This is a genomic window from Nocardioides sp. Root682, from assembly GCF_001427795.1.
Lineage (GTDB): Bacteria > Actinomycetota > Actinomycetes > Propionibacteriales > Nocardioidaceae > Nocardioides.
In genome coordinates this window covers 275,050-298,710 of record NZ_LMHJ01000005.1, presented here as the reverse complement: position 1 = coordinate 298,710, position 23,661 = coordinate 275,050, and the positions used below count along the sequence as shown (strand labels likewise).

Sequence of the window (23,661 nt, the reverse complement as noted above, 5' to 3'; positions counted from 1 at the left end):
GTCGTCGCCGCGTCGCCCCTCAGCGGCGACCTATGCTGGGGGGATGCAGCCGCTGATCGATCGCCACGGCCGGGTCGCCACCGACCTGCGCGTCTCACTGACCGACCGCTGCAACCTGCGCTGCACGTACTGCATGCCGCCCGAGGGCCTGGAGTGGCTGCCTGCCGACGACCAGCTCAGTGATGACGAGATCGTTCGCCTGATCGGGATCGCCGTCCAGCGCCTCGGCGTCAAGGAGGTCCGCTTCACCGGTGGGGAACCGCTCGTCCGGCGCGGCCTCGTCGACATCGTCGGCAGGGTCCGCGCGCTCGACGCCGACGTCGAGATGTCGATCACGACCAACGCGCTGGGCCTGGCGAAGACGGCGGGTGCGCTCGCAGCGGCCGGGCTCAACCGCGTGAACGTCAGCCTCGACACGGTCCGCAGCGACACGTTCCACGAGATCACCCGTCGCGACCGGTTCACCGACGTGGTCGAGGGCCTGGCCGCCGCCGAGGCCGCCGGGCTCGGCCCGGTCAAGGTCAACGCCGTGCTGCTGCGCGGAGTCAACGACGACCAGGGCCCCGAGCTGCTGCAGTGGTGCCTGGACCGTGGCTACCACCTGCGCTTCATCGAGCAGATGCCGCTGGACGCCCAGCACGGCTGGAACCGCGACTCGATGGTCACCGCCGACGACATCTTCGCCTCCCTGGCAGGGTCATTCACGTTGACGCCGGCGCGTGAGCCGCGCGGCAGCGCCCCCGCCGAGCTGTTCCTCGTCGACGGGGGACCGGCGACCGTCGGCGTCATCGCGTCCGTCACCCGCCCGTTCTGCGGCGACTGCGACCGGGTGCGCCTCACCGCCGACGGCCAGGTGCGCAACTGCCTCTTTGCCCGTGAGGAGTCCGACCTGCGCCGTGCGATGCGTGCCGGCGCGACCGACGACGAGCTCGCCGACCGCTGGCTCACCGCGATGATCGGCAAGGCCCCCGGTCACGGCATCGACGACCCGACGTTCCTCCAGCCCGATCGCCCGATGTCCGCGATCGGCGGCTGACCGCGAGTTGGGGTTTGTCACCAGCGAGTTGGGGTTTGTCACCAGCGGCGGTTCGTGTACGACGGCGCGAGTGCCGCACGTAGCTCACGAATCCAGCGATCGAGCGCTGCGCCGGTGAAGTCACCACGCCGGACCTCGATCAGCGTCCATCCGTTCTCGCGGAGCCACGTCCGTCGGATCTGGTCGGCGTCACGCTTTTGCTGGGTCCGGTCGTGGTAATCCGCACCTTGATACTCGACGTAGACCCGGGCATTCACGTAGGCGAAGTCGAGGCGGTAAGTGGGTACCTCGTCGATCTCGATCCAATGCTGCGGTTCAGGCAAGGGCAGGCCCGCGTCGTGGATGGCGATCAGGACCCATGCCTCCCGAGGTGACTCGATCCGCTGGTCGACCAGCGGGACCAATCCACGGCACTGAATCACTCCGCGCCGCCCGCGGAAGCGAGGCACTTCGCGCGCAAGGTCGAGGGCGGTGAACCCGTGCAGGCGCGCAAGGGTCGTCATGGCAGCGAAGGCCTCGCGCCGGCGGAGGTTGCAGCCAAGATCCATCGCAGTGCGTAGCGGCGAGGTCACCCTGAGGCCGTGCGCCTCGATGATGTCGTGAGGTGCGAGGTCGCGGGTGCGACCGTCGGCCTCGGGTCGTCGCGTCGGGTTCCTCCCGCGGAGTGCGCACGTCTCGATCGGCGGCAACAGGTCGTGCTCGCTCATGACGTGCATGTCGACCCCGAGCAACCATGCGGCCGTCCGGTCACGGATGACGTGGTGGTTCGATGCGGCGAGGGCGACCACCGCCGCCCGCAGCTCGACCGAGTCAGGAACCTCTGCACGGGCGTAGACGCCGCGCGCCCACCGGGTCAGTACGCCGTCTCGGGCGTCGAGCTCGAGCCGTCGATGCGAGACACCCAGCGCGGCGGCCTCGGCTGAGGTGAAGGGATGCTCCGGATAGTGGCTGGTCGTCGTCATGGGTACGACGATGAGCCGACCCTGGGCGAAGGTGGGGGTGCAACCACAGCGACTGTGGAGAGGCGCCACCTCGCGACGTACCTGTGGATGGTTGGTGGCGCCAAAAGGCGACGACAAACCCCAACTCGCGGGTGACAAACCCCAACTCGCGGGTGACAAACCCCAACTCGCGCTACTGGTGGGGGACGGTGTCCTTCAGGAAGCCGCGGGCGCCGAGGAAGAGCTCGAGGGACTCGCGGTGCTCGGGGCAGGCGAGCCAGATCTTGCGGCGTTCGGGGGTGTGCAGCTTCGGGTTGTTCCAGAGCAGCTGCCACACGGCGGGCTCGCGGCAACCGCGGGCCGAGCAGAGGTCAGGCTCCATGCGAGCCGGGTCCGAGCTGGCGCTGGGCGTCGCCGCCGCCGGTGAGCGGGAGCTCGGTCGAGCGGCTGTCGCCGGCGTTGGCCAACACCACGGCGACGTACGGCAGGAAGACGGCACCGACGATCAGGATCGGCCACAACCAACCGACGCCGGCCACGCCCGCGATCACCGCACCGATGAAGCAGAGCGTCCGGATCGTCATCGCGATGGCGTACTTGCGCTGCCGACGGGCCAGGTCTGCCTGGGGGCTGTCACCGGCGGTGGTGATCCGGATGGCATCCATACCCCGCATCCTACGTCCTCGTGAGTAGGCTTCTGCCATGTCCAACCGCACCTACCGAGTCAGCGAGATCGTCGGCACGTCGCCCGACGGGATCGACCAGGCCGTACGCAACGGCGTCGAGCGCGCCGGCCAGACCCTGCGCCACCTCGACTGGTTCGAGGTGACCCAGGTCCGCGGCCAGATCAAGGACGGCCAGGTCGAGCACTTCCAGGTCACGATGAAGGTCGGATTCCGCCTCGAGGACGACGAGTAGCCAACGCATTTGTCGGGGTCCTACAAGTGATCACGGCGATCTTGGTGCCCGCTGCGGGCGAGCGCTTGTGGCCGGCCCCCGTAGCGTCGTGAGCGTGAACTCACCACGCTCCGTCCTCGTCACCGGAGGCAACCGCGGCATCGGCCGCGCGATTGCCGAAGCGTTCCTCGCTGAGGGCGACCACGTCGCCGTCACGACCCGCAGCGGAGGCGCCCCCGAGGGCGCGCTCGAGCTGAAGGCCGACGTCACGGACTCCGTGGCGCTGGACGCTGCCTTCGCCGCTGCCGAGGCCGCGCACGGCCCGATCGAGATCCTCGTCGCGAACGCCGGCATCACTGCCGACACCCTGTTGCTGCGCATGTCGGACGAGGACTGGGACTCGGTCATCGCGACCAACCTGACCGGCTCGTTCCGCCTCGCCCGCCGCGCTGCCAAGGGCATGATGCGCCAGCGCAAGGGCCGGATCATCTTCATCTCCAGCGTGGTCGGCCTGCTCGGCTCGCCGGGCCAGGTCAACTACGCCGCGTCCAAGTCCGGCCTCGTCGGCATGGCGCGATCGTTGGCCCGCGAGCTCGGCCCGCGCAACATCACCGCGAACGTCGTTGCGCCGGGGTACGTCGACACCGACATGACCGCCGTGCTGAGCGACGAGCAGAAGGAAGGCATCCGCAGCCAGGTCCCGCTCGGTCGGTACGCCGACCCGGCGGAGGTCGCGGGCGCGGTGCTGTGGTTGGCCAGCCCGTCGGCGGCATATGTCACCGGCGCTGTGATTCCCGTAGACGGCGGACTTGGAATGGGGCACTGACATGAGCGACACGAACATCAACCCGAACGGCATCCTCGCCGGCAAGAACATCCTGGTCGCGGGGGTCACCCTCGACACCTCGATCGGCTTCGCGGTCGCGAAGTTCGCGCAGGAGCAGGGCGCCAATGTGCTCATCTCCAACTTCGGCCAGGCGCTGCGGATCACCCGCCGGATCGCCAAGCGCCTCCCCGTGCTGCCGCCGGTGCTCGAGCTGGACGTGACCGATGAGGAGCACCTCGCCGGCCTCCCGGACCAGATCCGTGAGCACCTCGGTGCGGACGCCGTGCTGCACGGTGTCGTGCACTCCATCGCCTACGGCAACCCCGAGACCCTCCTCGGCGGCAAGTTCCTCACCGGTCCGTCGAAGGACGTCGCGCAGGCGGTCGAGGTGTCGGCGTTCTCGCTCAAGTCCCTCGCTGTCGCCTGCCACCCGCTGATGTCCGAGGGCGGCTCGGTCGTCGGGCTGACCTTCGACGCCTCGGTGGCCTGGCCGGTCTACGACTGGATGGGCGTCGCCAAGGCGGCCCTCGAGTCGACCTCGCGCTACCTCGCCCGCGACCTCGGCGCCGACGGCATCCGGGTCAACCTCGTGTCGGCCGGCCCGCTGCGGACGCTCGCTGCCAAGGCGATTCCCGGCTTCGAGGAGCTCGAGTCGATGTGGAGCACCCGCGCCCCCCTCGGCTGGGACAACGTCGACCAGGAGCCGACCGCCAAGGCTGTCTGCGCCCTGCTGTCAGACCTGTTCCCGGCCACGACGGGCGAGATCGTCCACGTCGACGGCGGCTTCCACGCCATGGGGGCCTGACCGGCTGCTGTCGGTCCCGAAGGCCCGCTGGGCGGCCAGCGTCATCAGCGCCCAGGCCAGGAACACGATCGCGATCTCCTCGGCGACGTACCACGGCCACGGGCCGAGCAGGTCGAGCACGGACGTGCGTGGCTTGCGCAGCAGGTAGCCGTAGTTGGTGTCCGCGAGCACGTTGAAGGTGTACGTCGACGCGGCCCACACCACGGTCGTGGCGACCGCTGCGCCGAAGTCCCGCCAGCGCGGTGCCTTCCGCAACCCGATCACCAGGTAGATCGCCGCCCACACGACGAGCAGGTGCAGCGCCCAGAACGCGAAGTAGCGCGGGTGGGGGAGGTCCTCGTTCAGCGAGGGCGTGACGACGCCCTGGATCGTCAGCGTCAGCCCCCAGAAGAACGTCAACGCCACCGGGAACCGTCGGTGCGTCCACAACGCCCACGTCGCGGCGATCCAGGCCAGGTCGCACAGGTGGAGCGGCAGGGTCACGTCGACGTCGAAGTTGTAGACCAGGTCGATGACCTGGAACGGCACCGTGACTGCGGGGATGAGCAGGGCGCAGGTCCGGCTGAACCCGGTCGGCCCGTCGGCGACGGCGTGCCGCCGTCCCAGTCGTACGGCGAGCACGACCCCCACGACGAACACGGCCAACGGGATCAGGTGGGTCGGTCCGTACTGGGTCACGGTTCCAGCATGGGGCCTACGATGCTGGTGTGAACAGCATGCGGCGACTGGTGGTCGTGCGTCACTCGAAGGCGGAGCAGTTCGCACCGAGTGACCTGGAGCGGGTGCTGAGCCCGCGCGGGCGTGCCGACGGCAAGGTCCTGGGCCAGTGGCTCGCGGAGCAGGGGATCACCCCTGGTACGGCCTACGTGTCCTACGCGGCCAGGACCCGCGAGACCTGGCAGGTCGTGGCTGAAGGCGCCGGTTGGGAGATCGAGCCCCACATCGACGGCTCGCTCTACGGCACCGACGAGCTGGGGGTCCTCGAGCTCGTCCACACCACGCCGGAGGACGTCGACACCGTCGTGGTGGTCGGCCACAACCCGACGATGGAGATGCTTGCGCAGCAGCTCGACGACGGCGAGGGCGCCGCGACGGGGTCGGTGGAGATGGGGACGTTCCCGACCAGCACCGCTGCGGTCTTCGAGGTCGAGGGGGCGTGGACCGAGATGGCTCCGATGCAGGCGCGCCTGCAGGCCTTCCACGTCGGCCGCGCTGACTAGATGTAGTTCCCCGTGAGGTTGTGGACGCGGTCGGCGGGGACGAGGCCTGCGATGCCGGTGTGGGGTCTGTGGTGATTGTAGGTGTGGAGCCAGTCGGCGTAGGTCGCTGCGCGGTCCTCGTCTGAGAGGTAGACCTTGACGTAGGCCCACTCGGCGCCCAGGGTGCGGTTGAAGCGCTCGACCTTCCCGTTGGTCTGTGGCCGGTAGGGCCTGGTGCGGCGGTGTTTGACGTCTTCGCCCAGCGCTGCGGCGAAGGCGTGGGATCGGTAGCAGGCGCCGTTGTCGGTCATGACGGCGCTGACAGCGATCCCGGCGTCGGCGAAGAATGCGCGTGCTCGTTTCCAGAACTCGGCGGCGGTCTCCTTCTTCTCGTCGGTGAGGATCTCGGAGTAGGCCAGGCGCGAGTAGTCATCGACGGCGTGGTGCAAGAACGAGTAGCCGCGTGATCCTGGTGCTCCTGCACGGGCTGCCTTGTCCCTTGCCGCGCCGGCGCGGCGGTCCTGGGCTGATCCCCGGTCGTGGGCCCACCAGCCGCCGCCGTCGGGAATGCGGCCGAGCTTCTTGATGTCGACGTGCACCAGCTCGCCGGGTGCAGCGGCTTCGTAGCGTTGCGGTTTGGGTTTGCGGACCGGGAGACCGGTGGCTTGGTCGAGGTGCGCGAGCAGTGGCATCTGGTAGCGGGCAAGGACGCGCCCGACCGTCGAGCGGGGGATTCCGAGGTGGTAGCTGATCCGGTGTGGTCCCCACCGACGAACGTGGCGCAGCTTGATGATCCGACGCTCGGTCCGCACCGGGATCCGTGTCGGGCACGACCGTGGTCGTGAGGGCCGGTCAGTCATGGGCTGTTCTGCCCGGTAGCGAGCAGCCCATTTGGCTGCTGTTGAGGGCGACACCTGGAACCGTTCGGCTGCTCGGCGGACCGGCCAGCGGTCAAGAACTATCAACTCGGCGAGACGGCGTCGTCCCACGGGAGTCAGTGGCGCGTTAGCGTGAGTCACGAAGACCTCCGGGTGAGGGTTGGTGTGGTAACCCCCTCCGTACCGGAGGTCTTCGTCTATCCGTTCACGCCACGCTGTTCGCAACCTGCCGGGGAACTACAGCTAGACCTCGGATCTGGCGACTGGCGGCCAGGCAGCAACGGCGGGAGAATCAGGGCCTCGGGGTTCTGCGGGCGCCGTACGACGAGGTGGGCGCCCACGACCAGGGGGCCCGCATGGCCACAACTGACATTCCTCTCGAGTACGACGCCTGCGTCATCGGCGCCGGGGTGGCCGGTCTGAACGCGGTCCATTCTGCGACCTGTTACCTCGGGCCGAGCGACCGGATGGCGCTCATCGACGTACGCGACGGTCCCGGCGGGATGTGGCGCGACACCTATGACTTCGTCCGGCTGCACCAGCCGCATCCGATGTTCACGGTCGGCGACATTCCCTGGCGGCGGAAGTTTCCGCCTGAGTACCTGGCCAGCAGGTCCGAGGTGCAGGAGCAGTTCGAGCACTGTCTGACCGAGCTCGCGGACAGGGTCCCCCTCGACACCCGCTTCGGGCACCGCTACCTCTCCCACGAGGAGCACGCGGACCACGTCACGGTCACCTTCGAGCGCATCGAGGACGGCGCTCGGCTCGAGCTGCGGACGAAGCGGCTGATCAAGGCGATCAGCTACGACGTCCACCCCTCCCAGCCGCTCGCGTTCACGAGCGACCGGGTGCGCTCACTGACGCCCCACGACCTGACCGGCGAACCCGGGACGGACGACACACCGGTCGTGATCGTCGGCGGCGGCAAGACGGCGATGGACACCGCGCACCACCTGATCAAGCGTTTCCCGGGCCGGGACGTCCGGATGGTCATCGGCGACGGCGTGATCTTCCTGAACCGGGACCTGATCTATCCCGTCGGACGCAGGCGCTGGACCCGCGGCACGCTTCCCGCAGCCTGCTTCCTGCTGCTCGCAGGCGCCTACGACGGGACCGATCCGGCTGTCCCGATAGACCGGCTCCGCAAGTGGGGCGGGCTGGCCATCAACGAGCACCCGCGCCAGTTCCAGTTCGGCAACATCTCTCCGGCCGAGGTCGACGTGATCCTGCAGGGGGTGTCCAGCGTGACCGAGGACCGCCTGGTCGACGTCGTGGACGACGGCGACGGTGCGGCCCTCCAGCTCCGTGACGGGCCGCTGGTCCCCGTCCCGGCCGGCACCTGGATCGTGAACTGCACCGGCTACATCTTCCGCAGCGGGGCAGGACCCGTCGAACCCTACGTGTCCGTGGGAGGCAAGGTGCTCTCCATCAACGGCACCTCCACCGTCATCTTCCTCGGCAGCTTTGCCGGCTACTTCCTGACCCATCTGATGTTCCGGGGTCTCCTCGACAAGGTCCCGCTCTACCAGATCCCACTGGACCACCTCGCCCGCGACGCCAAGGAGAACGTCGGTGCCGCCGGCTCGTCGCAAGCAGTGCTCAACCAGCTGCTCCTGCTGAAGGCGCTGCCCCTCAAGGTGTTCCAGGACTGCCGGCTGGACTACAACCAGTGGTACCCGCTGCCTCGCCAGCTCCCGGTCCTCGCGAGGCAGATGATCAACAGCCGTCGCTACCAGGCCCAGTGCCGCGAGGCGCTGGACGAGCTCGGCAGGCGAACGGGCCTGGACATCGGGCCGCTCGCCCACGTCGTGGCGCGCAGCGCCGCTAGCCCAGTGGGGGAGCCGGTGTGATGATCCCGTCGGCTGCGTCGGCCGCCACGATCTCCTCGCGGCTGATGCCGAGCAGGTACATGATCGTGTCGAGGTAGGGCACGTTCAGCGACGTGTCCGCGGCCTCCCGGACGACCGGGCGGGCGTTGTAGGCGATGCCGAGTCCGGCAGCGTCGAGCATGTCGAGGTCGTTCGCACCGTCGCCGATCGCGATCGTGGCCTCCTCCGGGACACCGAGGTCGGCGGCGAACTCGCGCAGCGCGCGGGCCTTGCCGGCACGGTCGACGACGTCACCGACAACGGCTCCGGTGAGCTTCCCGTCGATGATCTCCAGCGTGTTCGCTCGCGCCCGGTGGATGCCGAGGTCGGCGGCCAGGCGGTCCGTGATCTGGCTGAACCCGCCCGACACGATCGCGAAGCGGTACCCGAGGCGGCGCAGCGTCCGGACCATGGTGCGGGCACCGGGATTGACCACGATGGCGTCGTACACCTGGTCGAGCACGGCGGCGTCCAGGCCGGCCAGCAGCTTCACCCGGGCGCGCAGCGACTGCTCGAAGTCGAGCTCTCCCCGCATCGCCTGCTCGGTGATCTCCGCAACCTCTGCGCCGTGCCCGGCGTGCTCGGCGAGCATCTCGATGACCTCGCCCTGGATCAGGGTCGAGTCGACGTCCATGACGATCAGGCGCATGCCGTGGCGCAGCAGGTTGGCCGGCTGGACGGCGACATCGATGCCGTGGACCGCTGCCTCGCTCGCGAGCAACGTCCGCAGCCGGTCCGGGCGAGCACCCGACACGTGGACCTCGATGGCGGTCACGGGGTAGCGGGCCATCCGCTCGATGCGGTCGATGTTGCCGCCGCAGTCGGCGATGCGCCCGGCGATGGCAGCCATCGCGGAGGCCTTCAGCGGACCTCCGATCACGGTGACGTGGGCTCGGTCCTGGGGTCGCGAGCGGTTGTCGCCGGAGCCCTTCTCGAACTCGACGTTCATCCCCAGGCCCTCCACGGTCGCCGTGACCGCCTTGCGGAGCTTCTTGCCGTCCCGGGGGGCGCTGACCAGGACACCGAGGACGAGACGACCGCGCATCAGGATCTGTTCGAGGTCGACGACCGCGACGGCGGACTGCGACAGGGTCTCGAGGACAGCTGACGTCACGCCGGGACGATCGGTACCGGTGACCGTGATCAGGAGCGTGTCGTCGGCCTCAGGGTGGGCCCCGGAGTGGGCATTGTCGTGTGAGCTCATCGCGGCTGAAGGCTATCGCTCCCCGGCCATCAGGACGGGGGAGGCCAGCCGTCAGGCGAGCAGGCAGCCGTCAAGGCCCTTCGGACGGCCCGGTCCAGCGGCTCCAGCGCAGCCCGACGGGCGGCCACTTCACTGACGGTGACGGCCCCACCGTCGTCCTCGAGCGCGAGCTCGACCACGGCGCCCAGGTGCAGGGCCCGGCCGGCGAGCTCGACGGCCCGGGTCGGGGTTCCCGCCGGGGCGGCCAGGGGTACGGCGGCGCGCAGGTCGTGCAGCTCGTCGGCCACCTCGGGCCGCCACCGGGCGACGTCGAGGTCAGCGAGGGCACCCGCGGCGACCAGCAGGGTCGTGCGCAGGTCCCGGTCGGCCTCCCCGAGATCCGGCGGCGGCCTCCGCTCGGCGGGGTACAGGGTCCACTCGACGGCGCGACCCACGCGGTACGGCACCAGACCCGCGTCGGCACCCAGCAGCAACACCGCCTCGGTCTGCTCGATGGCTGCCCCGGTGAAGTCGGCCGGGCCCCGCAGCCCGACGGGGTCTCCGGGCGCAGGGAAGGCTGCGGCGACCTGCTGCGCACCGCGGTTGCGTGCGGATGCGAGCTCGAGGAGCAGTGGTGCCGGCGCGTCCCCACCGACCACGACGTGCGCGACGTCGCGCTCCGCGTCGTCGGGATCGGACCCGCCGAGCACACCGTCGAGGCATTCGTCGGGTCCGATGCGTCCCTGCAGCCAGGCCGTGCCCCACCACGCGACGCGGGCGGATGCTGGCAGGTAGGTCACGGGGAGAGACTAGGACGTGGTTAGGGTTGCCCCATGTCCGCTGTGCTCGAGCTTGCCGAGGTGAGCGTGCGCCGTGGCCAGGCCACGCTCCTGGACCGGGTCAGCTGGGTCGTGCGAGACGGTGAACGCTGGGTCATCCTCGGCGCGAACGGCGCCGGCAAGACCACGCTGATGCAGGTCGCCGCCGCACAGATGTACCCGACCTCCGGTGCGCTCGGGATCCTCGGCGAGCTGGTCGGCACCATCGACGTGTTCGAGCTGCGCCCGCGTATCGGCGTGTCCAGCGCGGCCATCGCCGAGCGGATCCCGCGCGGCGAGACCGTTCGCGACGTGGTGATCTCGGCGTCGTACGCAGTCCTCGGCCGCTGGCGTGAGGAGTACGACGACATCGACCACTCGCGCGCCGACGCGCTGCTCCGTGAGGTCGGGGTCACCCATCTCGCCGACCGCACGTTCGGGACCCTGAGCGAGGGTGAGCGCAAGCGGGTGCAGATCGCCCGCGCCCTGATGACCGACCCCGAGCTGCTCCTCCTCGACGAGCCCGCCGCCGGCCTCGACCTCGGCGGCCGTGAAGACCTGGTGTCCACGCTGTCGGTCCTGGCCTACGACCCGTCCTCACCGGCCACCGTCCTCGTGTCCCACCACGTCGAGGAGATCCCGCCGGGCTTCACCCACGTCCTGATGCTCCGCAACGGAGCCGTGGTCGCCGAGGGCCCGCTCGGCTCCACCCTGACGCCCGAGGCACTCTCGGCCACCTTCGGAATGCCGCTGACCCTCGAGGAACACGACGGTCGCTACGCCGCCCGGCGCAAGCAACGGCACCGTGGCTAGAGTCTGAGCATGGACTGGCTGCGTGACCACCTCTGGGAGACGTGGCTGATCGTCGCGATCCTGCTGGGCGTCGCGGAGACGCTCACGCTCGACCTCTTCCTGCTGATGCTGGCCGGCGGCGCGTTGGCGGGCATGGGGAGCGCGCTCGTGACCCACAACGTGATCCTGTCCGTGCTGGTCTCGGCAGGCGCCGCGCTGTTGCTCCTCGTCGGCGTACGCCCACCGCTGGTGAAGCGCCTCCACAACGGTCCCGAGCTGGTGCTCGGCCACGCCAACCTGATCGGCACCCGCGGTGTCATCACCCAGGCGGTCGAGGCCCACCACCCCGGCCGCGTGAAGCTCGGTGGCGAGAACTGGCTCGCCGTGTCCACGGGCGCCGAGACCGACATCAGCGTCGGGCGCAGTGTCGAGGTCGTCCAGATCACCGGCGCGACGGCACACGTCCGACCCGTCTCAGACCCGGAAGTCGGCTGAAGGAGACACCCATGGAAATCCTGATCGTCCTGATCGCACTGCTGCTCTTCGTGATCGTCATCGTCGCCAAGTCGATCCGCGTGGTGCCCCAGGCGTACGCCGGCGTGGTCGAGCGGTTCGGCAAGTACAAGGAGACGCTGCCTGCGGGCCTCAACTTCGTGGTGCCGTTCGTCGACAAGGTGCGGTACATGATCGACCTGCGCGAGCAGGTGGTGAGCTTCCCGCCCCAGGGTGCGATCACCGAGGACAACCTGACCGTCGACATCGACACGGTCATCTTCTTCCAGATCACCGACCCCATCGCCGCGACCTACGAGATCTCCAACCACATCCAGGCGATCGAGCAGCTCACCATGACCACCCTGCGCAACGTCGTCGGTGGCATGGACCTCGAGCAGACGCTGACCAGCCGCGAGTCGATCAACAGCGGGCTGTCCGCCGTGCTCGACGAGACCACCGGGCGCTGGGGCATCAAGGTCAAGCGGGTCGAGATCAAGGGCATCGATCCGCCGCCGTCCATCAAGGACGCCATGGAGAAGCAGATGCGTGCCGACCGCGACAAGCGGGCGTTCATCCTGACGGCCGAGGGCCAGCGCCAGTCGGCGATCCTCACCGCGGAGGGCAACAAGCAGTCCGCCATCCTCAACGCCGAGGGCGAGCGCGAGGCCGCGATCCTGCGTGCCCAGGCAGACCGCGAGGCTGCGATCCTGCGGGCCCAGGGTGAAGGCGCGGCGATCACCACCGTCTTCCAGGCGATCCACGACGGACAGCCGGACCAGGGCCTGCTGGCCTACCAGTACCTCCAGATGCTGCCGAAGATCGCGGACGGCCAGAGCAACAAGCTGTGGATCATCCCGAGCGAGGTGGGCAAGGCGCTCGAAGGACTCGGCTCGGTGCTGAACCCCGCGGATGCGGACGCGCTGCCGCCGACCGCTCCGTAAGTGAGTCCGCTGGAGATCGCCGCGATCCTGATCGCCGGCATGGGTGCCGGCACGATCAACGCCGTGGTCGGCTCGGGCACCCTCATCACCTTCCCGACCCTGCTCGCCATCGGCATCCCGCCGGTGACGGCGAACATGTCCAACAGCCTCGGGCTGGTGCCGGGGTCGGTCGCGGGTGCCGTCGGCTACCGCCGCGAGCTCGCCGGCCAGCGCGGGCGGGTGCTCCGGCTCCTGGTGTGGTCGACCTCGGGAGGCGTGCTCGGCGCGATCCTGCTCCTCGTGCTGCCCCCCGGCGCGTTCGAGGCCGTCGTACCCGTCCTGATCCTGCTCGGCGTGACGCTCGTCGTCCTGCAGCCGCGCCTGTCCGCCCTGGTCGCGGCCCGCGCTGAACGGCGCGGTACGCCGGCCGACTCGCCGGCAGACTCCCAGGCTGAGCCCCTCAGCGGTGCCTGGTGGGTGCCGGTCGCGGTCTTCGGGACCGGTGTGTACGGCGGCTACTTCGGCGCCGCGCAGGGCGTGATCCTGATGGGCATCCTCGGCATCGGCGTCACCGACGCTCTCCAGCGCCTCAACGGGGTCAAGAACGTCCTGGTGGCCGTGGTCAACGGGATCGCGGGCCTGATCTTCGTCGCGGTCGCCGAGCTCGGCCTGTTCGGCATCGAGGCCGACGTCGACTGGCTGGTCGTCGCCGTGATCGCCGTGGGTGCCGTGATCGGCGGGTTCCTCGGCGCGCACTTCGGACGCAGACTGCCTCCCACCGCCCTGCGGGGCATCATCGTCGTGGTCGGCCTCGTCGCGGTCACCGTCATCGTCCTCCAGTGACCTGACGGGCTCGACGAGCTACTTGCCGCGACCCAGCACCAGCCCGACGACGCCTGCTCCCACGGCGCCGACTGCGCCACCGATCAGCATGATGCCGCTGAGCTTCGAAACCGTCTGCGACGTGAGCTCGGCCGCACCGCTCGCGGCGTCCGCACTGTCGACGGCCATCCCGACCAGCGTGAGGTTGCGCCGCAGAGCGCCCTTCGAGACCAGCGTGACAGCGCCCAGCGCGATCTCGCGGGCCCCGAACATCCGGCCGAAGTAGCCGAGCTGCGGGTTGTTGGTCGGGTCGAGTCCGAACGCCTTGGCGGTCGGCGCGGGGGCAACGAGGGCGCCGACGCCGATGGCGATGCGGCCGAGGGAGAGTCCAGTCACGGGATCCATGGGACCGACACTAGAGCAGCATGAAAGAGTTGGGGCATGACGACTCCGACGTGGGGCCAGCAGCCCGACGAGCAGCCCCTGCCGCCGCCGCAGCAACAGCCCTACGCTCCCTATGGCCAGCCCGTGGGCCAGCCCGTCGCCTCGCCGTACGGCCAGCCGGTCGGCCCGCCGCAGCCCTATGTCTTCACCCCGCCGCGCCCGACCAACGGCATGGCGATCGCGTCGCTGATCGTCAGCATCCTGTCCCTGTCGGTGTGCGTGGGTGCGACCGGCTTCATCGGCGCGATCCTCGGTCACATGGCCAAGGGCCAGATCCGCCGCAACGACGAACAGGGTGGCGGGATCGCCACCGCCGGCATCCTCGTCGGCTGGGCCGGGTTCGCGATCTTCGTCATCGGCGGCGGCATTCTCGTGGCGCTCCTGATCTGGGCAGGTGAGTCGGTCGACGACTACTGCTACACGGACTCCTCAGGCACCTACGTCTGCGACTGATCCAGGGTTCCTGCGGGGCGCCCGTCAGGTGACGTAGGTCCCCAGCCAGCGATCGATCTCGGCGTAGGCGACGGCACGCGGAGCGCTGCGCGACAGGATGACGTCGTGCAGTGCTCCGGGGATGGCCACGTAGGTCACGTGGCTCCCGATCGCCGTCGACCAGCGCCGGATCTGGCGGACGTCGAGGACGATGTCCGTGCTGAAGACGTCGTCGCCCATCTCCGACGGCGCGCCGCTGCGGTCCGAGGACAGCACGAGCACCGGCGCCGGCACCGCCAGGCCGGCCTGCACGCGTCCGTGGCCCTGGCGGATCGCCCGCAACCAGCCGAACCGGAGCGGGAACGACGAGACCGGTTTCCAGGTGAGGTCGAAGTCCCACTCGCCGTCGTGTTCGCGATGCAGGCTGCGCACGTAGAAGCCGTTCACGTCGCGCGGCAGCTCACGCAGTGGCTGGCGCTGCCCGACGCGGTCGAGGACGGCGTTCGCGACCGGGGTGCGCAGGACGGCCTTGCCCTGCAGGTCCAGCCACGGTGAGTTCAGCAGCAGTCCGGCGAGCTCCTTCGGCGCCCGGGCGTCTGCCCACAGCGCCACGATGAGTCCGCCGGTGGAGTGCCCGGACAGCACCACGCGCGTGTGGCCGTCGCGCACGGTGATCCGTTCCCAGGCAGCGTCGAGCTCCTCGAAGTAGTCGTCGAGGTTGGCGACGAAGGTCACCGACTGGTGGGGCCGGATCGAACGGCCGTACTTGCGCAGGTCCAGGCCGTACATGTCGTGACCGCGCTCGAGCCACCAGTCGGCGTACTCGGTGTGGAAGAAGTAGTCCGAGAACCCGTGGACGTGCAGGGTGGCCAGCGTGGTCGGGGAGTCGAGCCGCCGGCTGACGAGGGTGGCGACGACCTCGCCCTCGAAGTCATCGGCGAGCGGGATCGTCTCGGCCCGCCACGGCTCGCCGAGGATGTCGATCTCAGGCCCGTCGCCCAATGGATTCTCCTCGGTCAATGGCACGAGTGGGCGGACCCGGTCCGGCCAAGGGGGGTTGGTCGGACCGGGCCCGCGGACAGGCTACCCCTGCGTAGGCTGGGGTGATGGAACAACCGGTGTCCGGCGTGCCGTCTGCCGCGGACGGCGAGCAGGTGCTGCTGGCCGAGCTCCGGGCCCGGCTGCAGGCCCGTGGCAAGGTTCCTGTGCTGCCGGCGGGCTGGCAGCACCAGTCCGCGATGCTCGCGGCGGAGGGTTTCGAGTACGGCGGAGACTTCATCGTGGCCAACCTCGACCCGCAGGGGCGGGTGCTGCAGATGGTCCTCGTCGACGTGTGCGGCCACGGCGTCACCGCGGTGCCGGTGGCCCTTCAGTTCGCAGGTGCGCTGCAGAGCCTGATCACGGTGGTCCGGCCAGCCGACCTGCTCGGCGCGGCCAACGCGTACCTGCTGCGCCAGCCTTCGGACGAGAGCTTCGCGACTGCCGTCCACGTGGAGGTCGACCTGAGGTCGGGGCGCTACCGGATCCGCAGCGCCGGCCACCCTCCCGCGCTGCGGTGGAATGCGACCGGCGAGGGCTGGGACATCGACAATGCTCGCGGCACCGCGCTGGGCGTCTCGGAGACTCCCGAGGTCCATCGCAGTGTCGGTCGGCTCGCGCCGGGGGAGGCGTTGTTGTTCTACACCGACGGTGTCGTCGAGTCCCGTTCCGCCGACATCGGTGACGGGATCGACTGGCTGCGCGACACCGCGCGCGAGGCCGTGCAGGACACGTGGGACGGTGCTGCGCGGCGGATCATCGACCTGGTCGAGCGCGGCGAGGACGACCGGGCCGTGCTCATCCTCCAGCGTTCCTGAGGACAGGGACGTCCCTGGAGACGGCGCGGAATACCGGGACGAGCCGCTCGGTTGGAGATAGGTGACACGGCAACTGATTGTCGTCACGAGGAGAGGAAGAAGCGCCATGGGCATCCAGATCGGGATCTTCAGCGTCGGGGACGTCACGGCTGACCCGACGACGGGCCGCACCCCGAGCGAGCACCAGCGGATCAAGGACACCGTCGCGATCGCGAAGAAGGCCGAGGAGGTCGGCCTGGACGTCTTCGCCACCGGCGAGCACCACAACCCGCCGTTCATCGCCTCGAACCCGACCGCGACGCTCGCCTACATCGGCGCCCAGACCTCGACCCTGTTGCTCTCGACCGCCACGACGTTGATCACCACGACCGACCCCGTGCTGATCGCCGAGGACTACGCGAAGATCCAGCACCTCACCGACGGCCGGGTCGATCTCATGCTCGGCCGCGGCAACACCGGGCCCGTCTACCCGTGGTTCGGCAAGGACATCCGGCAGGGCATCAACCTCGCCATCGAGAACTACGCGCTGCTGCGCCGCCTGTGGCGCGAGGACGTCGTCGACTGGGAGGGCCGCTTCCGGACGCCGCTCCAGGGCTACACGTCGACCCCGCGCCCGCTCGACGGCGTCGCGCCGTTCGTGTGGCACGGCTCGATCCGCAGCCCCGAGATCGCCGAGCAGGCTGCCTACTACGGAGACGGCTACTTCCACAACCACATCTTCTGGCCGGCTTCGCACGCAGCGCAGATGGTGCGGCTGTACCGCGACCGCTTCGCCCACTACGGCCACGGCACTCCGGAGCAGGCGATCGTGGGCCTCGGCGGCCAGATCTTCATGCGCAGGAACAGCCAGGACGCGATCAACGAGTTCCGGCCCTACTTCGACAACGCCCCCGTCTACGGACACGGCCCGTCGCTGGAGGACTTCTCGGCGCAGACCCCGCTGACCGTGGGCTCGCCGCAACAGGTCCTCGAGCGGACCCTGTCCTTCCGGGACTACGCCGGCGACTACCAGCGCCAGCTGTTCCTGGTCGACCACGCCGGACTGCCCCTCAAGACGGTCCTGGAACAGCTCGACCTGCTGGGCGAGATCCTGCCCGCGATGCGCGCCGGGTTCGCCGAGGGGCGACCGGCCGACGTACCGGACGCACCCACGCACGCGTCCCAGCTGGCCGCCCTGACCAGCAACAGCCAGGTCAGCAACGACAACAAGGAATCGAAGGAAGTGACGATCTGATGGGTTTCGACAAGCTCAACCACCGGAAGGTGGTCGTGGTCTCGGCCGGGCTCTCCGTGCCGTCGTCGACCCGCCTGCTCGCCGACAAGCTCGGCGCGGCCACCGAGCGGGCGATTGCGGCCCGCGGCGAGGAGGTCGAGGTCCGGCACGTCGAGCTTCGTCCGCTCGCGCACGCGCTGGCCGACCACCTGCTGACGGGATTCCCGACCGGCGACCTGGCCGGCGCGCTCGACGCGGTGCGCCACGCGGACGGCGTCATCGTCGTCACGCCGGTGTTCTCGGCGTCGTACTCGGGGTTGTTCAAGACGTTCTTCGACGTGCTCGAGCCGGGCGCGCTGGACGGCAAGCCCGTGGCGATCGCGGCGACAGCCGGAACGGCTCGACACAGCCTCGTGCTCGACCACGCCCTGCGGCCGCTGTTCGCCTACCTGCACGCCGTGGTGGCGCCGACCGGTGTCTTCGCCGCGAGCGAGGACTTCGGGGAGTCGAGCGACGGCGAGAGCTCGCTCGACAAGCGCGTGGACCGCGCTGCGTCCGAGCTGGCGGCCCTCGTCAGCGGGACGGCGGGGGCGACGCAGGTTCCTGCGCGACGCACGGTCGACAGCGAGTTCGCCGCGCCCACGCCTTTCGAGCAGCTTCTCCGCGAGGCTGGGGGCAATACGGCACGATGAGGGTCCCAGCACCGTCGTGACAGGAGCGTCATGCGCCGTACCGTCTTCTCCGAGGACCACGAAGCCTTCCGCAAGACCCTGCGATCCTTCATCGAGGCAGAGGTCACGCCGCACTACCAGGAGTGGTACGACGCCGGCATCGTGCCGCGCGACTTCTACCTGAAGCTCGGCGAGCTCGGGGTGTTCGGCATCGAGGTCCCCGAGGAGTACGGCGGTGCCGGCATCGAGTCGTTCAAGTTCGCCGCCGTCCAGTACGAGGAGACCTCGCGCGCGGCGGTCAGCTTCGGCGGTTCCGGTGTGCACGTCGCACTGTGCCTGCCGTACCTGCTCAAGCTCGGCACACCCGAGCAGCTGGCGCGCTGGATGCCCGGGTTCGTGTCCGGTGAGGAGATGTTCGCGATCGCGATGACCGAGCCCGGCGCCGGGTCGGACCTCGCCGGCATGCGGACGACGGCCCGCAAGGACGGCGACGGCTACGTCCTCAATGGGGCGAAGACGTTCATCACGGGCGGCGTCAACGCCGACCGCGTCATCGTCTGCGCGCGGACCTCGCCGCCGCTCGAGAACGACCGCCGGTTCGGCATCTCGTTGCTCGCGGTCGACACGAAGTCCGCGGGCTACACGGTCGGTCGGAAGCTCGACAAGATCGGCCTGCGCACCTCCGACACCGCTGAGCTCGCGTTCAACGACGTGTTCGTCCCGGCCTCCGACCTGCTCGGTGAGGAGAACCAGGGCTTCAAGTACCTCGGGCAGAACCTCCCGCAGGAACGCCTCGGGATCGCGTATGGCGCCTACGCGCAGGCCGCCGCGGCCGTCCGCTTCGCCCAGCAGTACGTCGAGGAGCGGGTCGTCTTCGGGACACCGGTCGCGTCGTTCCAGAACACCAAGTTCGAGCTCGCGGCCTGCCAGGCCGAGGTCGATGCCGCCCAGGCCGTCGCCGACCGGGCCCTGGAGGCCCTCGACGCCGGCGAGCTGACTCCTGCGGATGCCGCGTCCGCCAAGCTGTTCTGCACCGAGGTGGCCAGTCGCGTCATCGACCGCTGTCTCCAGCTGCACGGTGGCTACGGCTACATGAACGAGTACCCGATCGCCCGGTTGTACGCCGACAACCGGGTCAACCGGATCTACGGGGGCACCTCCGAGGTGATGAAGCTGATCATCGCCAAGCAGATGGGCCTTTAGGTCGCAGGTCGAGGAGGTTGCGCAGCAACCGTCTCGAGACCCTCAGAACGCGTACGTGCCGGTGAGGATCGCGCGGCCGAGCGTCTTGAACGCCAGGTTGAAGCTCACGACGGCAGGCGTCGCCGTGGCGTCGACCCCGAGCTCAGGCTCCTTCACGGCGTGGACGACGAAGAAGTAGCGGTGCACCTGGTCGCCCTCGGGCGGGGCAGCGCCGCCGAACTCGGCGGTGCCGAAGTCGTTGCGGACGTGGAAGGCGCCGGCCGGCAGGGTGGCGTCGGAGTCGCCGGCGCCGGTCGGCAGGCTGGTCACGTCGGCCGGGATGTCGACCACGACCCAGTGCCAGAAGCCGCTGGGGGTGGGGGCGTCAGGGTCGAAGCAGGTGACGACGTAGCTCTGGGTGCCTTCGGGCCCGGGCTCCCAGGTCAGCTGCGGCGAGGTGTTCCCGTCGGCGTGGACCTGTGCCTCGGTGAGGGGTTGTCCGTCGATGACGTCGGTGCTCGTGACGCCGAAGGACGCGGTGGCGGGGAGCAGCGGGTAGGGGTCGGGGGTGACCGGACGCTCGAGAGTCATGGTGGCGAAGGTAGTCCGTCGACCGACCCGTGTCACAGGTCCGGACGGGCGACACGCGAGAATGGGCCCGTGAGCGACTTTCCTCCGTACCCGTCCGGTCTTCGCCTGGCCGGACGCCGTGTCCTCGTCGTCGGTGGAGGTCACGTCGCCCAGCGCCGCGTCCCGCAGTTGATCGCGGTGGGTGCCGACGTCCACGTCGTGTCGCCCGACGTCACGATGGCGATCGAGGGCCTCGTCGGTTCCGACGAGATCACCTGGCACCAGCGCCCGTTCACCGACAGCGACCTGGACGGCGCCTGGTACGTCATCGCGGTGACCGACGACCGCGAGGTCAACGACCACGTCTCGTTGCTGTGCGAGCAGCAGCGGATCTTCTGCGTGCGCTCCGACGACGCCACGCTCGGCACCGCCTGGACGCCTGCGGTCGGCCGCGAGGCCGGCATCACCATCGCGGTGATCGGCAACCGCGACCCGCGGCGCTCGGTCGCCGTGCGTGACGAGATCCTCGCCGGACTCCGGGACGGGACCATCGCCGCGCCGCACCACCGCGAGGGCCTGCCGGAACGCACACCCGGGGTGACCCTGGTCGGCGGGGGACCCGGCGACCCCGAGCTCATCTCTATCGCTGGCCGCAAGGCCCTGATGGCTGCCGACGTCGTGGTGGCCGACCGACTTGCTCCTCGTGAGCTGCTGGGCGACCTGCCCTCCGACGTCGAGCTGATCGATGTCGCGAAGCTGCCGCGTGGGCGGTCCGCGCAGCAGGAGGAGATCAACCGCGTGATCGTCGAGCGGGCCCTCGCCGGCAAGCGGGTGGTGCGGTTCAAGGGCGGCGACAACTTCGTGTTCGGTCGTGGCTACGAGGAGATCCTGGCCTGCCGCGCGGCGGGAGTGCCGGTCACGGTGATCCCCGGACTGACCTCGCCCGTCTCCGTGCCCGCGGTGGCCGGCATCCCCGTCACCCATCGTGGTGTCACCCACGAGTTCACCGTCGTGTCCGGACACCTGCCGCCCGGGCACCCCGAGTCGCTGGTCAACTACGCCGCGCTCGGAGCCATGCAGGGCACCGTCGTGGTGATGATGGGCGTCGAGAACGCACCGAAGATCGCCGAGGCGCTGATCGCGGGCGGGCGCCCCGAATCCCTTCCGGTTGCGGTCATCTGCGACGGCACGATGCCCACCCAGCGCACGGTCCTCGCGACGCTCGGGACGCTCGCCACGCGCCTCCAGGAGGAGTCGGTCAAGCCACCCGCGATCATCGTGGTGGGCCAGGTCGTCGCCGTCGCCCATCCCGACGCCTACTGAGTCCCGCGTGGCCCACCTGGTCGAGATCACCGAGGCCGGCGACCCGCGTCTGGCGGACTACCGCGACCTGCGCGACGTCGAGCTGCGCAAGAACCTCGAGGCCGAGCACGGACTGTTCCTCGCCGAGGGCGAGAAGGTCGTCCGTCGAGCCATCGAGGCGGGCTTCGCCGCCCGGTCCTTCCTGATGGCTCCGCGCTGGCTGGACGGCCTGGCCGACGTTCTCGACCGGTCCGAGGCGCCGTGCTTCGTGGTCGCCGAGGACCTGGCCGAGGAGGTGACCGGCTTCCACGTGCACCGGGGCGCGCTCGCCTCGCTCGAACGCCGGCCGCTCCCGCCGGTCGAGGACGTCCTCGAGGGAGCCCGGTCGGTCCTCGTGCTCGAGGACATCGTCGACCACACCAACGTCGGCGCGATCCTGCGCTCGGGTGCGGCCTTCGAGTTCGATGCCGTGCTCTTGGCCCCGCGCTGCGCGGATCCGCTCTACCGCCGTTCGATCAAGGTCGCCATGGGCGCGGTGTTCACGATGCCGTGGACCCGCCTTCCTGACTGGTACGACGCCCTGCCGGCCCTGGGTCGCGCCGGCTTCACCACCGTGGCGATGACGCTCGCGCCGGACGCCGTACCGATCGAGGAAGCGGTGCAGGGCCTGGACAAGGTGGCCCTGGTCCTCGGGTCGGAGGGTCATGGCCTCTCCTCCCGCTGGGAGGAGTCGGCCGACCGGCGGGCGATCATCCCGATGGCCCCCGGCATCGACTCCCTCAATGTGGCTGCGGCCACGGCGGTCGCGTGCTACGTGACTGCCCGACGCTGACCTCGACCCTGACACGGTGTAGCACTTTCTTCCGCAGCCGTGGGGGCCTACCCTCCACCCATGGCAAATGAGAACACGTTCTACACGCCGGTCCCGGTCGTGGTCTGGGGCACCGGCAACATGGGACGCGCATCCATCCGAGCGGTCGCTGCCCACCCGGATCTCGAGCTGGCAGCGGTGATCGTGGCCGACGAAGCCAAGGTCGGCCGCGACGCCGGGGACCTCGCCGAGCTCGGGCGCGTCCTCGAGATCGCCGCGACCAACGACATCGATGCCGCGCTGGCGACGCTCGGCGGCGGGGGAGCGGTCGCCTACGCGGCGTCCGGCGAGCTGCGCCCGGACGAGGCAGCCGTCGACATCGCCCGTGCTCTCACTGGCGGTGCCGTCGTCGTCACGCCCTCGATCTATGCCCTCTATGACCACCGCAGCGCCCCGGACGAGCTCCGCGAGCCGCTCGAGAAGGCCTGCGCCGAGGGTGGCTCGGCCCTGTTCGTGAGCGGGATCGATCCGGGCTGGGGCAACGACCTCCTGCCCGCCCTGGTGAGCGGCCTATCCTCGGAGATCGACCAGGTTCGCTGCCAGGAGATCTTCGACTACTCGACGTACGACGCCGAGGAGTCGGTGCGCTACATCGTCGGCATGGGCCAGCCGATGGACTACGAGCCGATGATGGTCGCGGCCGGGATCCCGTCCATGGTGTGGGGCGGCCAGGTCCGCCTGATCGCCCGCGCGCTCGGGGTCGAGGTCGAGGAGCTGCGGGAGACCGTCGAGCGGCGCGCGCTCGACGGCGACGTCACGACGGCGCTCGGGGACTTCCACGCCGGCACCCAGGGCGCGCTGCGCTTCGAGGTGCAGGGCATCGTCGACGGCGAGCCGTTGATCGTCATCGAGCACGTCACCCGGATCAGCGCCTCCTGCGCCTACGACTGGCCCATGCCGCCCGACGGCGGCGACGGAGCGCACCGCGTGATCATCGAGGGCCGTCCGCGCATCGAGATCAACGTGGAAGCCACCGACGAGGGCGGCAACCGGGCCGCCGGCGGCAACGCCACCGCCGCGAACCGTCTCGTGAACGCGATCCCATGGCTTCGCGCCGCGACGCCCGGCCTCTACGACGGCCTCGACGTGCCGCTGCAACCGAGCGCGTACCTGCGCGGAAAGGGGAAGTGACGTGTTCATCGACATCCCCGAGGGCAAGGACCCGATCCTCTACGTCTGGGGTGAGCTGGTGCCCGGCATCGGCCCCGCCGCCTCCGCGTTCGCGATGAGCATCTACGAGCACAGCACGCTCGGACTGCGCGAATTCGAGGCAGCCCGCCTGCGGATCGCCCAGATCAACGGGTGCCTGTTCTGCCAGGACTGGCGCACCGAGCGCGACGGCGCGAAGGTCGAGGAGACCTTCGACGAGGCGGTCGCCCAGTGGCGCACGACTCGTGACTTCGACGACCGCACCCGGCTCGCGGCCGAGTACGCCGAACGGTTCGCGCTCGACCACCACGGACTCGACGACGGCTTCTGGCAGCGGATGCGGACGTACTACAGCGACCGGGAGATCGCCGAGCTCTCGATGTGTCTCGGGTCGTGGATCAGCTTCGGCCGGCTGAACCGGGTGCTCGGGCTGGACACCGCGTGCGTCCTCCCCAGCCACGCCGGGCGCAGCTGAGCAGCTCGGGTCAGGC

At 69.8% G+C, this 23,661-nt stretch carries 28 protein-coding genes and 1 pseudogene; 19 read left to right on the top strand and 10 right to left on the bottom strand.

Annotated features, from left to right (window positions below; genetic code table 11):
- The first annotated feature begins 43 nt into the window (after positions 1–43).
- Positions 44–1,036, top strand: coding sequence for a GTP 3',8-cyclase MoaA (gene moaA, locus ASD84_RS24215; protein ID WP_056716827.1), 993 nt, complete (start codon positions 44–46; stop codon positions 1,034–1,036).
- 38 nt (positions 1,037–1,074) lie between these two features.
- On the opposite strand, the gene ASD84_RS24210 is transcribed toward moaA, so the two are convergent.
- The 3 genes from ASD84_RS24210 to ASD84_RS24200 all read right to left on the bottom strand — a co-directional run bounded on the left by ASD84_RS24210 (position 1,075) and on the right by ASD84_RS24200 (position 2,642).
- Positions 1,075–1,998, bottom strand: a complete 924-nt coding sequence (locus tag ASD84_RS24210; protein WP_056716825.1) for a type IV toxin-antitoxin system AbiEi family antitoxin domain-containing protein — start codon at positions 1,996–1,998, stop codon at positions 1,075–1,077.
- A 172-nt stretch (positions 1,999–2,170) separates the two neighbouring features.
- Positions 2,171–2,359, bottom strand: a complete 189-nt coding sequence (locus ASD84_RS24205; RefSeq protein ID WP_056716822.1) for a hypothetical protein — start codon at positions 2,357–2,359, stop codon at positions 2,171–2,173.
- Complete coding sequence (locus ASD84_RS24200) at positions 2,349–2,642, bottom strand: DUF3099 domain-containing protein (protein ID WP_235531252.1); 294 nt, start codon at positions 2,640–2,642, stop codon at positions 2,349–2,351. The genes ASD84_RS24205 and ASD84_RS24200 overlap by 11 nt, the downstream gene beginning before the upstream one ends.
- A 37-nt stretch (positions 2,643–2,679) precedes the next feature.
- On the opposite strand from ASD84_RS24200, the gene ASD84_RS24195 reads away from it, so the two are divergent.
- The 3 genes from ASD84_RS24195 to fabI all read left to right on the top strand — a co-directional run bounded on the left by ASD84_RS24195 (position 2,680) and on the right by fabI (position 4,505).
- Positions 2,680–2,895 (top strand): dodecin, encoded by a 216-nt coding sequence (locus tag ASD84_RS24195; protein WP_056716818.1) that lies wholly within the window; start codon positions 2,680–2,682, stop codon positions 2,893–2,895.
- A 94-nt stretch (positions 2,896–2,989) separates the two neighbouring features.
- Positions 2,990–3,700: a beta-ketoacyl-ACP reductase gene (locus ASD84_RS24190; RefSeq protein ID WP_200954710.1), complete on the top strand. Its 711-nt coding sequence runs from the start codon at positions 2,990–2,992 to the stop codon at positions 3,698–3,700.
- Between the two features lies 1 nt (position 3,701).
- A complete protein-coding gene (fabI, locus tag ASD84_RS24185) occupies positions 3,702–4,505 on the top strand; it encodes an enoyl-ACP reductase FabI (RefSeq protein ID WP_056716813.1) in 804 nt (267 codons plus the stop codon).
- On the opposite strand, the gene ASD84_RS24180 is transcribed toward fabI, so the two are convergent.
- Positions 4,434–5,183, bottom strand: coding sequence for a TIGR02206 family membrane protein (locus ASD84_RS24180; RefSeq protein WP_056716810.1), 750 nt, complete (start codon positions 5,181–5,183; stop codon positions 4,434–4,436). The genes fabI and ASD84_RS24180 overlap by 72 nt on opposite strands.
- Positions 5,184–5,221: 38 nt before the next feature.
- On the opposite strand from ASD84_RS24180, the gene ASD84_RS24175 reads away from it, so the two are divergent.
- On the top strand, positions 5,222–5,725 hold the full coding sequence (locus tag ASD84_RS24175) for a SixA phosphatase family protein (protein ID WP_056716935.1): 504 nt from the start codon (positions 5,222–5,224) through the stop codon (positions 5,723–5,725).
- Here the strand turns inward: ASD84_RS24175 and ASD84_RS24170 are convergent.
- Positions 5,722–6,723 (bottom strand): IS481 family transposase, encoded by a 1,002-nt coding sequence (locus ASD84_RS24170; protein WP_082574242.1) that lies wholly within the window; start codon positions 6,721–6,723, stop codon positions 5,722–5,724. The two genes, ASD84_RS24175 and ASD84_RS24170, sit on opposite strands and share 4 nt — an antisense overlap.
- A 215-nt stretch (positions 6,724–6,938) precedes the next feature.
- Between ASD84_RS24170 and ASD84_RS24165 the strand changes: the two genes are divergently transcribed.
- Positions 6,939–8,432 carry a SidA/IucD/PvdA family monooxygenase gene (locus tag ASD84_RS24165; RefSeq protein WP_056716808.1) on the top strand — a complete coding sequence of 498 codons (1,494 nt, stop codon included), beginning with the start codon at positions 6,939–6,941 and terminating at the stop codon, positions 8,430–8,432.
- Here ASD84_RS24165 and serB read toward each other — a convergent pair.
- Positions 8,407–9,654 (bottom strand): phosphoserine phosphatase SerB, encoded by a 1,248-nt coding sequence (serB, locus tag ASD84_RS24160; RefSeq protein WP_056716806.1) that lies wholly within the window; start codon positions 9,652–9,654, stop codon positions 8,407–8,409. The genes ASD84_RS24165 and serB overlap by 26 nt on opposite strands.
- A 29-nt stretch (positions 9,655–9,683) precedes the next feature.
- Positions 9,684–10,433, bottom strand: a complete 750-nt coding sequence (locus ASD84_RS24155) for a hypothetical protein (protein WP_056716805.1) — start codon at positions 10,431–10,433, stop codon at positions 9,684–9,686.
- A gap of 33 nt (positions 10,434–10,466) precedes the next feature.
- Between ASD84_RS24155 and ASD84_RS24150 the strand changes: the two genes are divergently transcribed.
- The 4 genes and pseudogenes from ASD84_RS24150 (at position 10,467) to ASD84_RS24135 (ending at position 13,501) form a co-directional block, all read left to right on the top strand.
- Positions 10,467–11,264, top strand: a complete 798-nt coding sequence (locus ASD84_RS24150) for an ABC transporter ATP-binding protein (RefSeq protein WP_056716802.1) — start codon at positions 10,467–10,469, stop codon at positions 11,262–11,264.
- A 9-nt stretch (positions 11,265–11,273) separates the two neighbouring features.
- Positions 11,274–11,738, top strand: a complete 465-nt coding sequence (locus ASD84_RS24145) for an NfeD family protein (RefSeq protein WP_056716800.1) — start codon at positions 11,274–11,276, stop codon at positions 11,736–11,738.
- A gap of 11 nt (positions 11,739–11,749) precedes the next feature.
- A pseudogene (locus ASD84_RS24140) lies at positions 11,750–12,640 on the top strand (SPFH domain-containing protein); the annotation flags it as partial.
- Between the two features lie 39 nt (positions 12,641–12,679).
- Positions 12,680–13,501, top strand: coding sequence for a sulfite exporter TauE/SafE family protein (locus ASD84_RS24135; protein ID WP_056716797.1), 822 nt, complete (start codon positions 12,680–12,682; stop codon positions 13,499–13,501).
- An 18-nt stretch (positions 13,502–13,519) separates the two neighbouring features.
- On the opposite strand, the gene ASD84_RS24130 is transcribed toward ASD84_RS24135, so the two are convergent.
- Positions 13,520–13,885 (bottom strand): DUF4267 domain-containing protein, encoded by a 366-nt coding sequence (locus ASD84_RS24130; RefSeq protein ID WP_056914096.1) that lies wholly within the window; start codon positions 13,883–13,885, stop codon positions 13,520–13,522.
- Between the two features lie 36 nt (positions 13,886–13,921).
- Here ASD84_RS24130 and ASD84_RS24125 point away from each other — a divergent pair, with 36 nt between their 5' ends.
- Complete coding sequence (locus ASD84_RS24125; protein ID WP_056716794.1) at positions 13,922–14,377, top strand: DUF4190 domain-containing protein; 456 nt, start codon at positions 13,922–13,924, stop codon at positions 14,375–14,377.
- Between the two features lie 24 nt (positions 14,378–14,401).
- Here the strand turns inward: ASD84_RS24125 and ASD84_RS24120 are convergent, their stop codons facing one another.
- Complete coding sequence (locus ASD84_RS24120; protein WP_235531250.1) at positions 14,402–15,358, bottom strand: alpha/beta hydrolase; 957 nt, start codon at positions 15,356–15,358, stop codon at positions 14,402–14,404.
- Between the two features lie 104 nt (positions 15,359–15,462).
- On the opposite strand from ASD84_RS24120, the gene ASD84_RS24115 reads away from it, so the two are divergent.
- The 4 genes from ASD84_RS24115 to ASD84_RS24100 all read left to right on the top strand — a co-directional run bounded on the left by ASD84_RS24115 (position 15,463) and on the right by ASD84_RS24100 (position 19,299).
- Positions 15,463–16,212 carry a PP2C family protein-serine/threonine phosphatase gene (locus tag ASD84_RS24115; protein ID WP_156392283.1) on the top strand — a complete coding sequence of 250 codons (750 nt, stop codon included), beginning with the start codon at positions 15,463–15,465 and terminating at the stop codon, positions 16,210–16,212.
- Between the two features lie 112 nt (positions 16,213–16,324).
- A complete protein-coding gene (locus ASD84_RS24110) occupies positions 16,325–17,446 on the top strand; it encodes an LLM class flavin-dependent oxidoreductase (RefSeq protein WP_056716930.1) in 1,122 nt (373 codons plus the stop codon).
- The gene (locus tag ASD84_RS24105) at positions 17,446–18,117 is read left to right on the top strand and encodes an FMN reductase (RefSeq protein WP_056716791.1); all 672 of its coding nucleotides are present in this window, start codon (positions 17,446–17,448) and stop codon (positions 18,115–18,117) included. Before ASD84_RS24110 ends, ASD84_RS24105 begins: the two co-directional genes overlap by 1 nt.
- A gap of 30 nt (positions 18,118–18,147) precedes the next feature.
- A complete protein-coding gene (locus ASD84_RS24100) occupies positions 18,148–19,299 on the top strand; it encodes an acyl-CoA dehydrogenase family protein (protein WP_056716788.1) in 1,152 nt (383 codons plus the stop codon).
- Positions 19,300–19,341: 42 nt separating this feature from the next.
- Here the strand turns inward: ASD84_RS24100 and ASD84_RS24095 are convergent, their stop codons facing one another.
- Complete coding sequence (locus ASD84_RS24095; RefSeq protein ID WP_056716786.1) at positions 19,342–19,869, bottom strand: YbhB/YbcL family Raf kinase inhibitor-like protein; 528 nt, start codon at positions 19,867–19,869, stop codon at positions 19,342–19,344.
- A 69-nt stretch (positions 19,870–19,938) separates the two neighbouring features.
- On the opposite strand from ASD84_RS24095, the gene cobA reads away from it, so the two are divergent.
- From cobA to ASD84_RS24075, 4 genes are read left to right on the top strand one after another with little or no spacing between them, the layout of a single operon-like run.
- Positions 19,939–21,171 carry a uroporphyrinogen-III C-methyltransferase gene (gene cobA / locus ASD84_RS24090; RefSeq protein ID WP_056716784.1) on the top strand — a complete coding sequence of 411 codons (1,233 nt, stop codon included), beginning with the start codon at positions 19,939–19,941 and terminating at the stop codon, positions 21,169–21,171.
- Positions 21,172–21,178: 7 nt separating this feature from the next.
- Complete coding sequence (locus ASD84_RS24085; RefSeq protein WP_056716782.1) at positions 21,179–21,982, top strand: TrmH family RNA methyltransferase; 804 nt, start codon at positions 21,179–21,181, stop codon at positions 21,980–21,982.
- A gap of 60 nt (positions 21,983–22,042) precedes the next feature.
- Complete coding sequence (locus ASD84_RS24080) at positions 22,043–23,152, top strand: dihydrodipicolinate reductase (protein ID WP_056716781.1); 1,110 nt, start codon at positions 22,043–22,045, stop codon at positions 23,150–23,152.
- A gap of 1 nt (position 23,153) precedes the next feature.
- Positions 23,154–23,645 (top strand): carboxymuconolactone decarboxylase family protein, encoded by a 492-nt coding sequence (locus tag ASD84_RS24075; protein WP_056716779.1) that lies wholly within the window; start codon positions 23,154–23,156, stop codon positions 23,643–23,645.
- Positions 23,646–23,661: the final 16 nt, after the last annotated feature.

Bases quoted from the DNA above. Each gene is read 5' to 3' on its own strand.
- moaA (WP_056716827.1), top strand. From the start codon at position 44: ATGCAGCCGCTGATCGATCGCCACGGCCGGGTCGCCACCGACCTGCGC.
- ASD84_RS24210 (WP_056716825.1), bottom strand. From the start codon at position 1,998: ATGACGACGACCAGCCACTATCCGGAGCATCCCTTCACCTCAGCCGAG.
- ASD84_RS24205 (WP_056716822.1), bottom strand. From the start codon at position 2,359: ATGGAGCCTGACCTCTGCTCGGCCCGCGGTTGCCGCGAGCCCGCCGTG.
- ASD84_RS24200 (WP_235531252.1), bottom strand. From the start codon at position 2,642: ATGGATGCCATCCGGATCACCACCGCCGGTGACAGCCCCCAGGCAGAC.
- ASD84_RS24195 (WP_056716818.1), top strand. From the start codon at position 2,680: ATGTCCAACCGCACCTACCGAGTCAGCGAGATCGTCGGCACGTCGCCC.
- fabI (WP_056716813.1), top strand. From the start codon at position 3,702: ATGAGCGACACGAACATCAACCCGAACGGCATCCTCGCCGGCAAGAAC.
- ASD84_RS24175 (WP_056716935.1), top strand. From the start codon at position 5,222: ATGCGGCGACTGGTGGTCGTGCGTCACTCGAAGGCGGAGCAGTTCGCA.
- ASD84_RS24165 (WP_056716808.1), top strand. From the start codon at position 6,939: ATGGCCACAACTGACATTCCTCTCGAGTACGACGCCTGCGTCATCGGC.
- serB (WP_056716806.1), bottom strand. From the start codon at position 9,654: ATGAGCTCACACGACAATGCCCACTCCGGGGCCCACCCTGAGGCCGAC.
- ASD84_RS24150 (WP_056716802.1), top strand. From the start codon at position 10,467: ATGTCCGCTGTGCTCGAGCTTGCCGAGGTGAGCGTGCGCCGTGGCCAG.
- ASD84_RS24145 (WP_056716800.1), top strand. From the start codon at position 11,274: ATGGACTGGCTGCGTGACCACCTCTGGGAGACGTGGCTGATCGTCGCG.
- ASD84_RS24130 (WP_056914096.1), bottom strand. From the start codon at position 13,885: ATGGATCCCGTGACTGGACTCTCCCTCGGCCGCATCGCCATCGGCGTC.
- ASD84_RS24125 (WP_056716794.1), top strand. From the start codon at position 13,922: ATGACGACTCCGACGTGGGGCCAGCAGCCCGACGAGCAGCCCCTGCCG.
- ASD84_RS24115 (WP_156392283.1), top strand. From the start codon at position 15,463: ATGGAACAACCGGTGTCCGGCGTGCCGTCTGCCGCGGACGGCGAGCAG.
- ASD84_RS24105 (WP_056716791.1), top strand. From the start codon at position 17,446: ATGGGTTTCGACAAGCTCAACCACCGGAAGGTGGTCGTGGTCTCGGCC.
- ASD84_RS24100 (WP_056716788.1), top strand. From the start codon at position 18,148: ATGCGCCGTACCGTCTTCTCCGAGGACCACGAAGCCTTCCGCAAGACC.
- ASD84_RS24095 (WP_056716786.1), bottom strand. From the start codon at position 19,869: ATGACTCTCGAGCGTCCGGTCACCCCCGACCCCTACCCGCTGCTCCCC.
- ASD84_RS24080 (WP_056716781.1), top strand. From the start codon at position 22,043: ATGGCAAATGAGAACACGTTCTACACGCCGGTCCCGGTCGTGGTCTGG.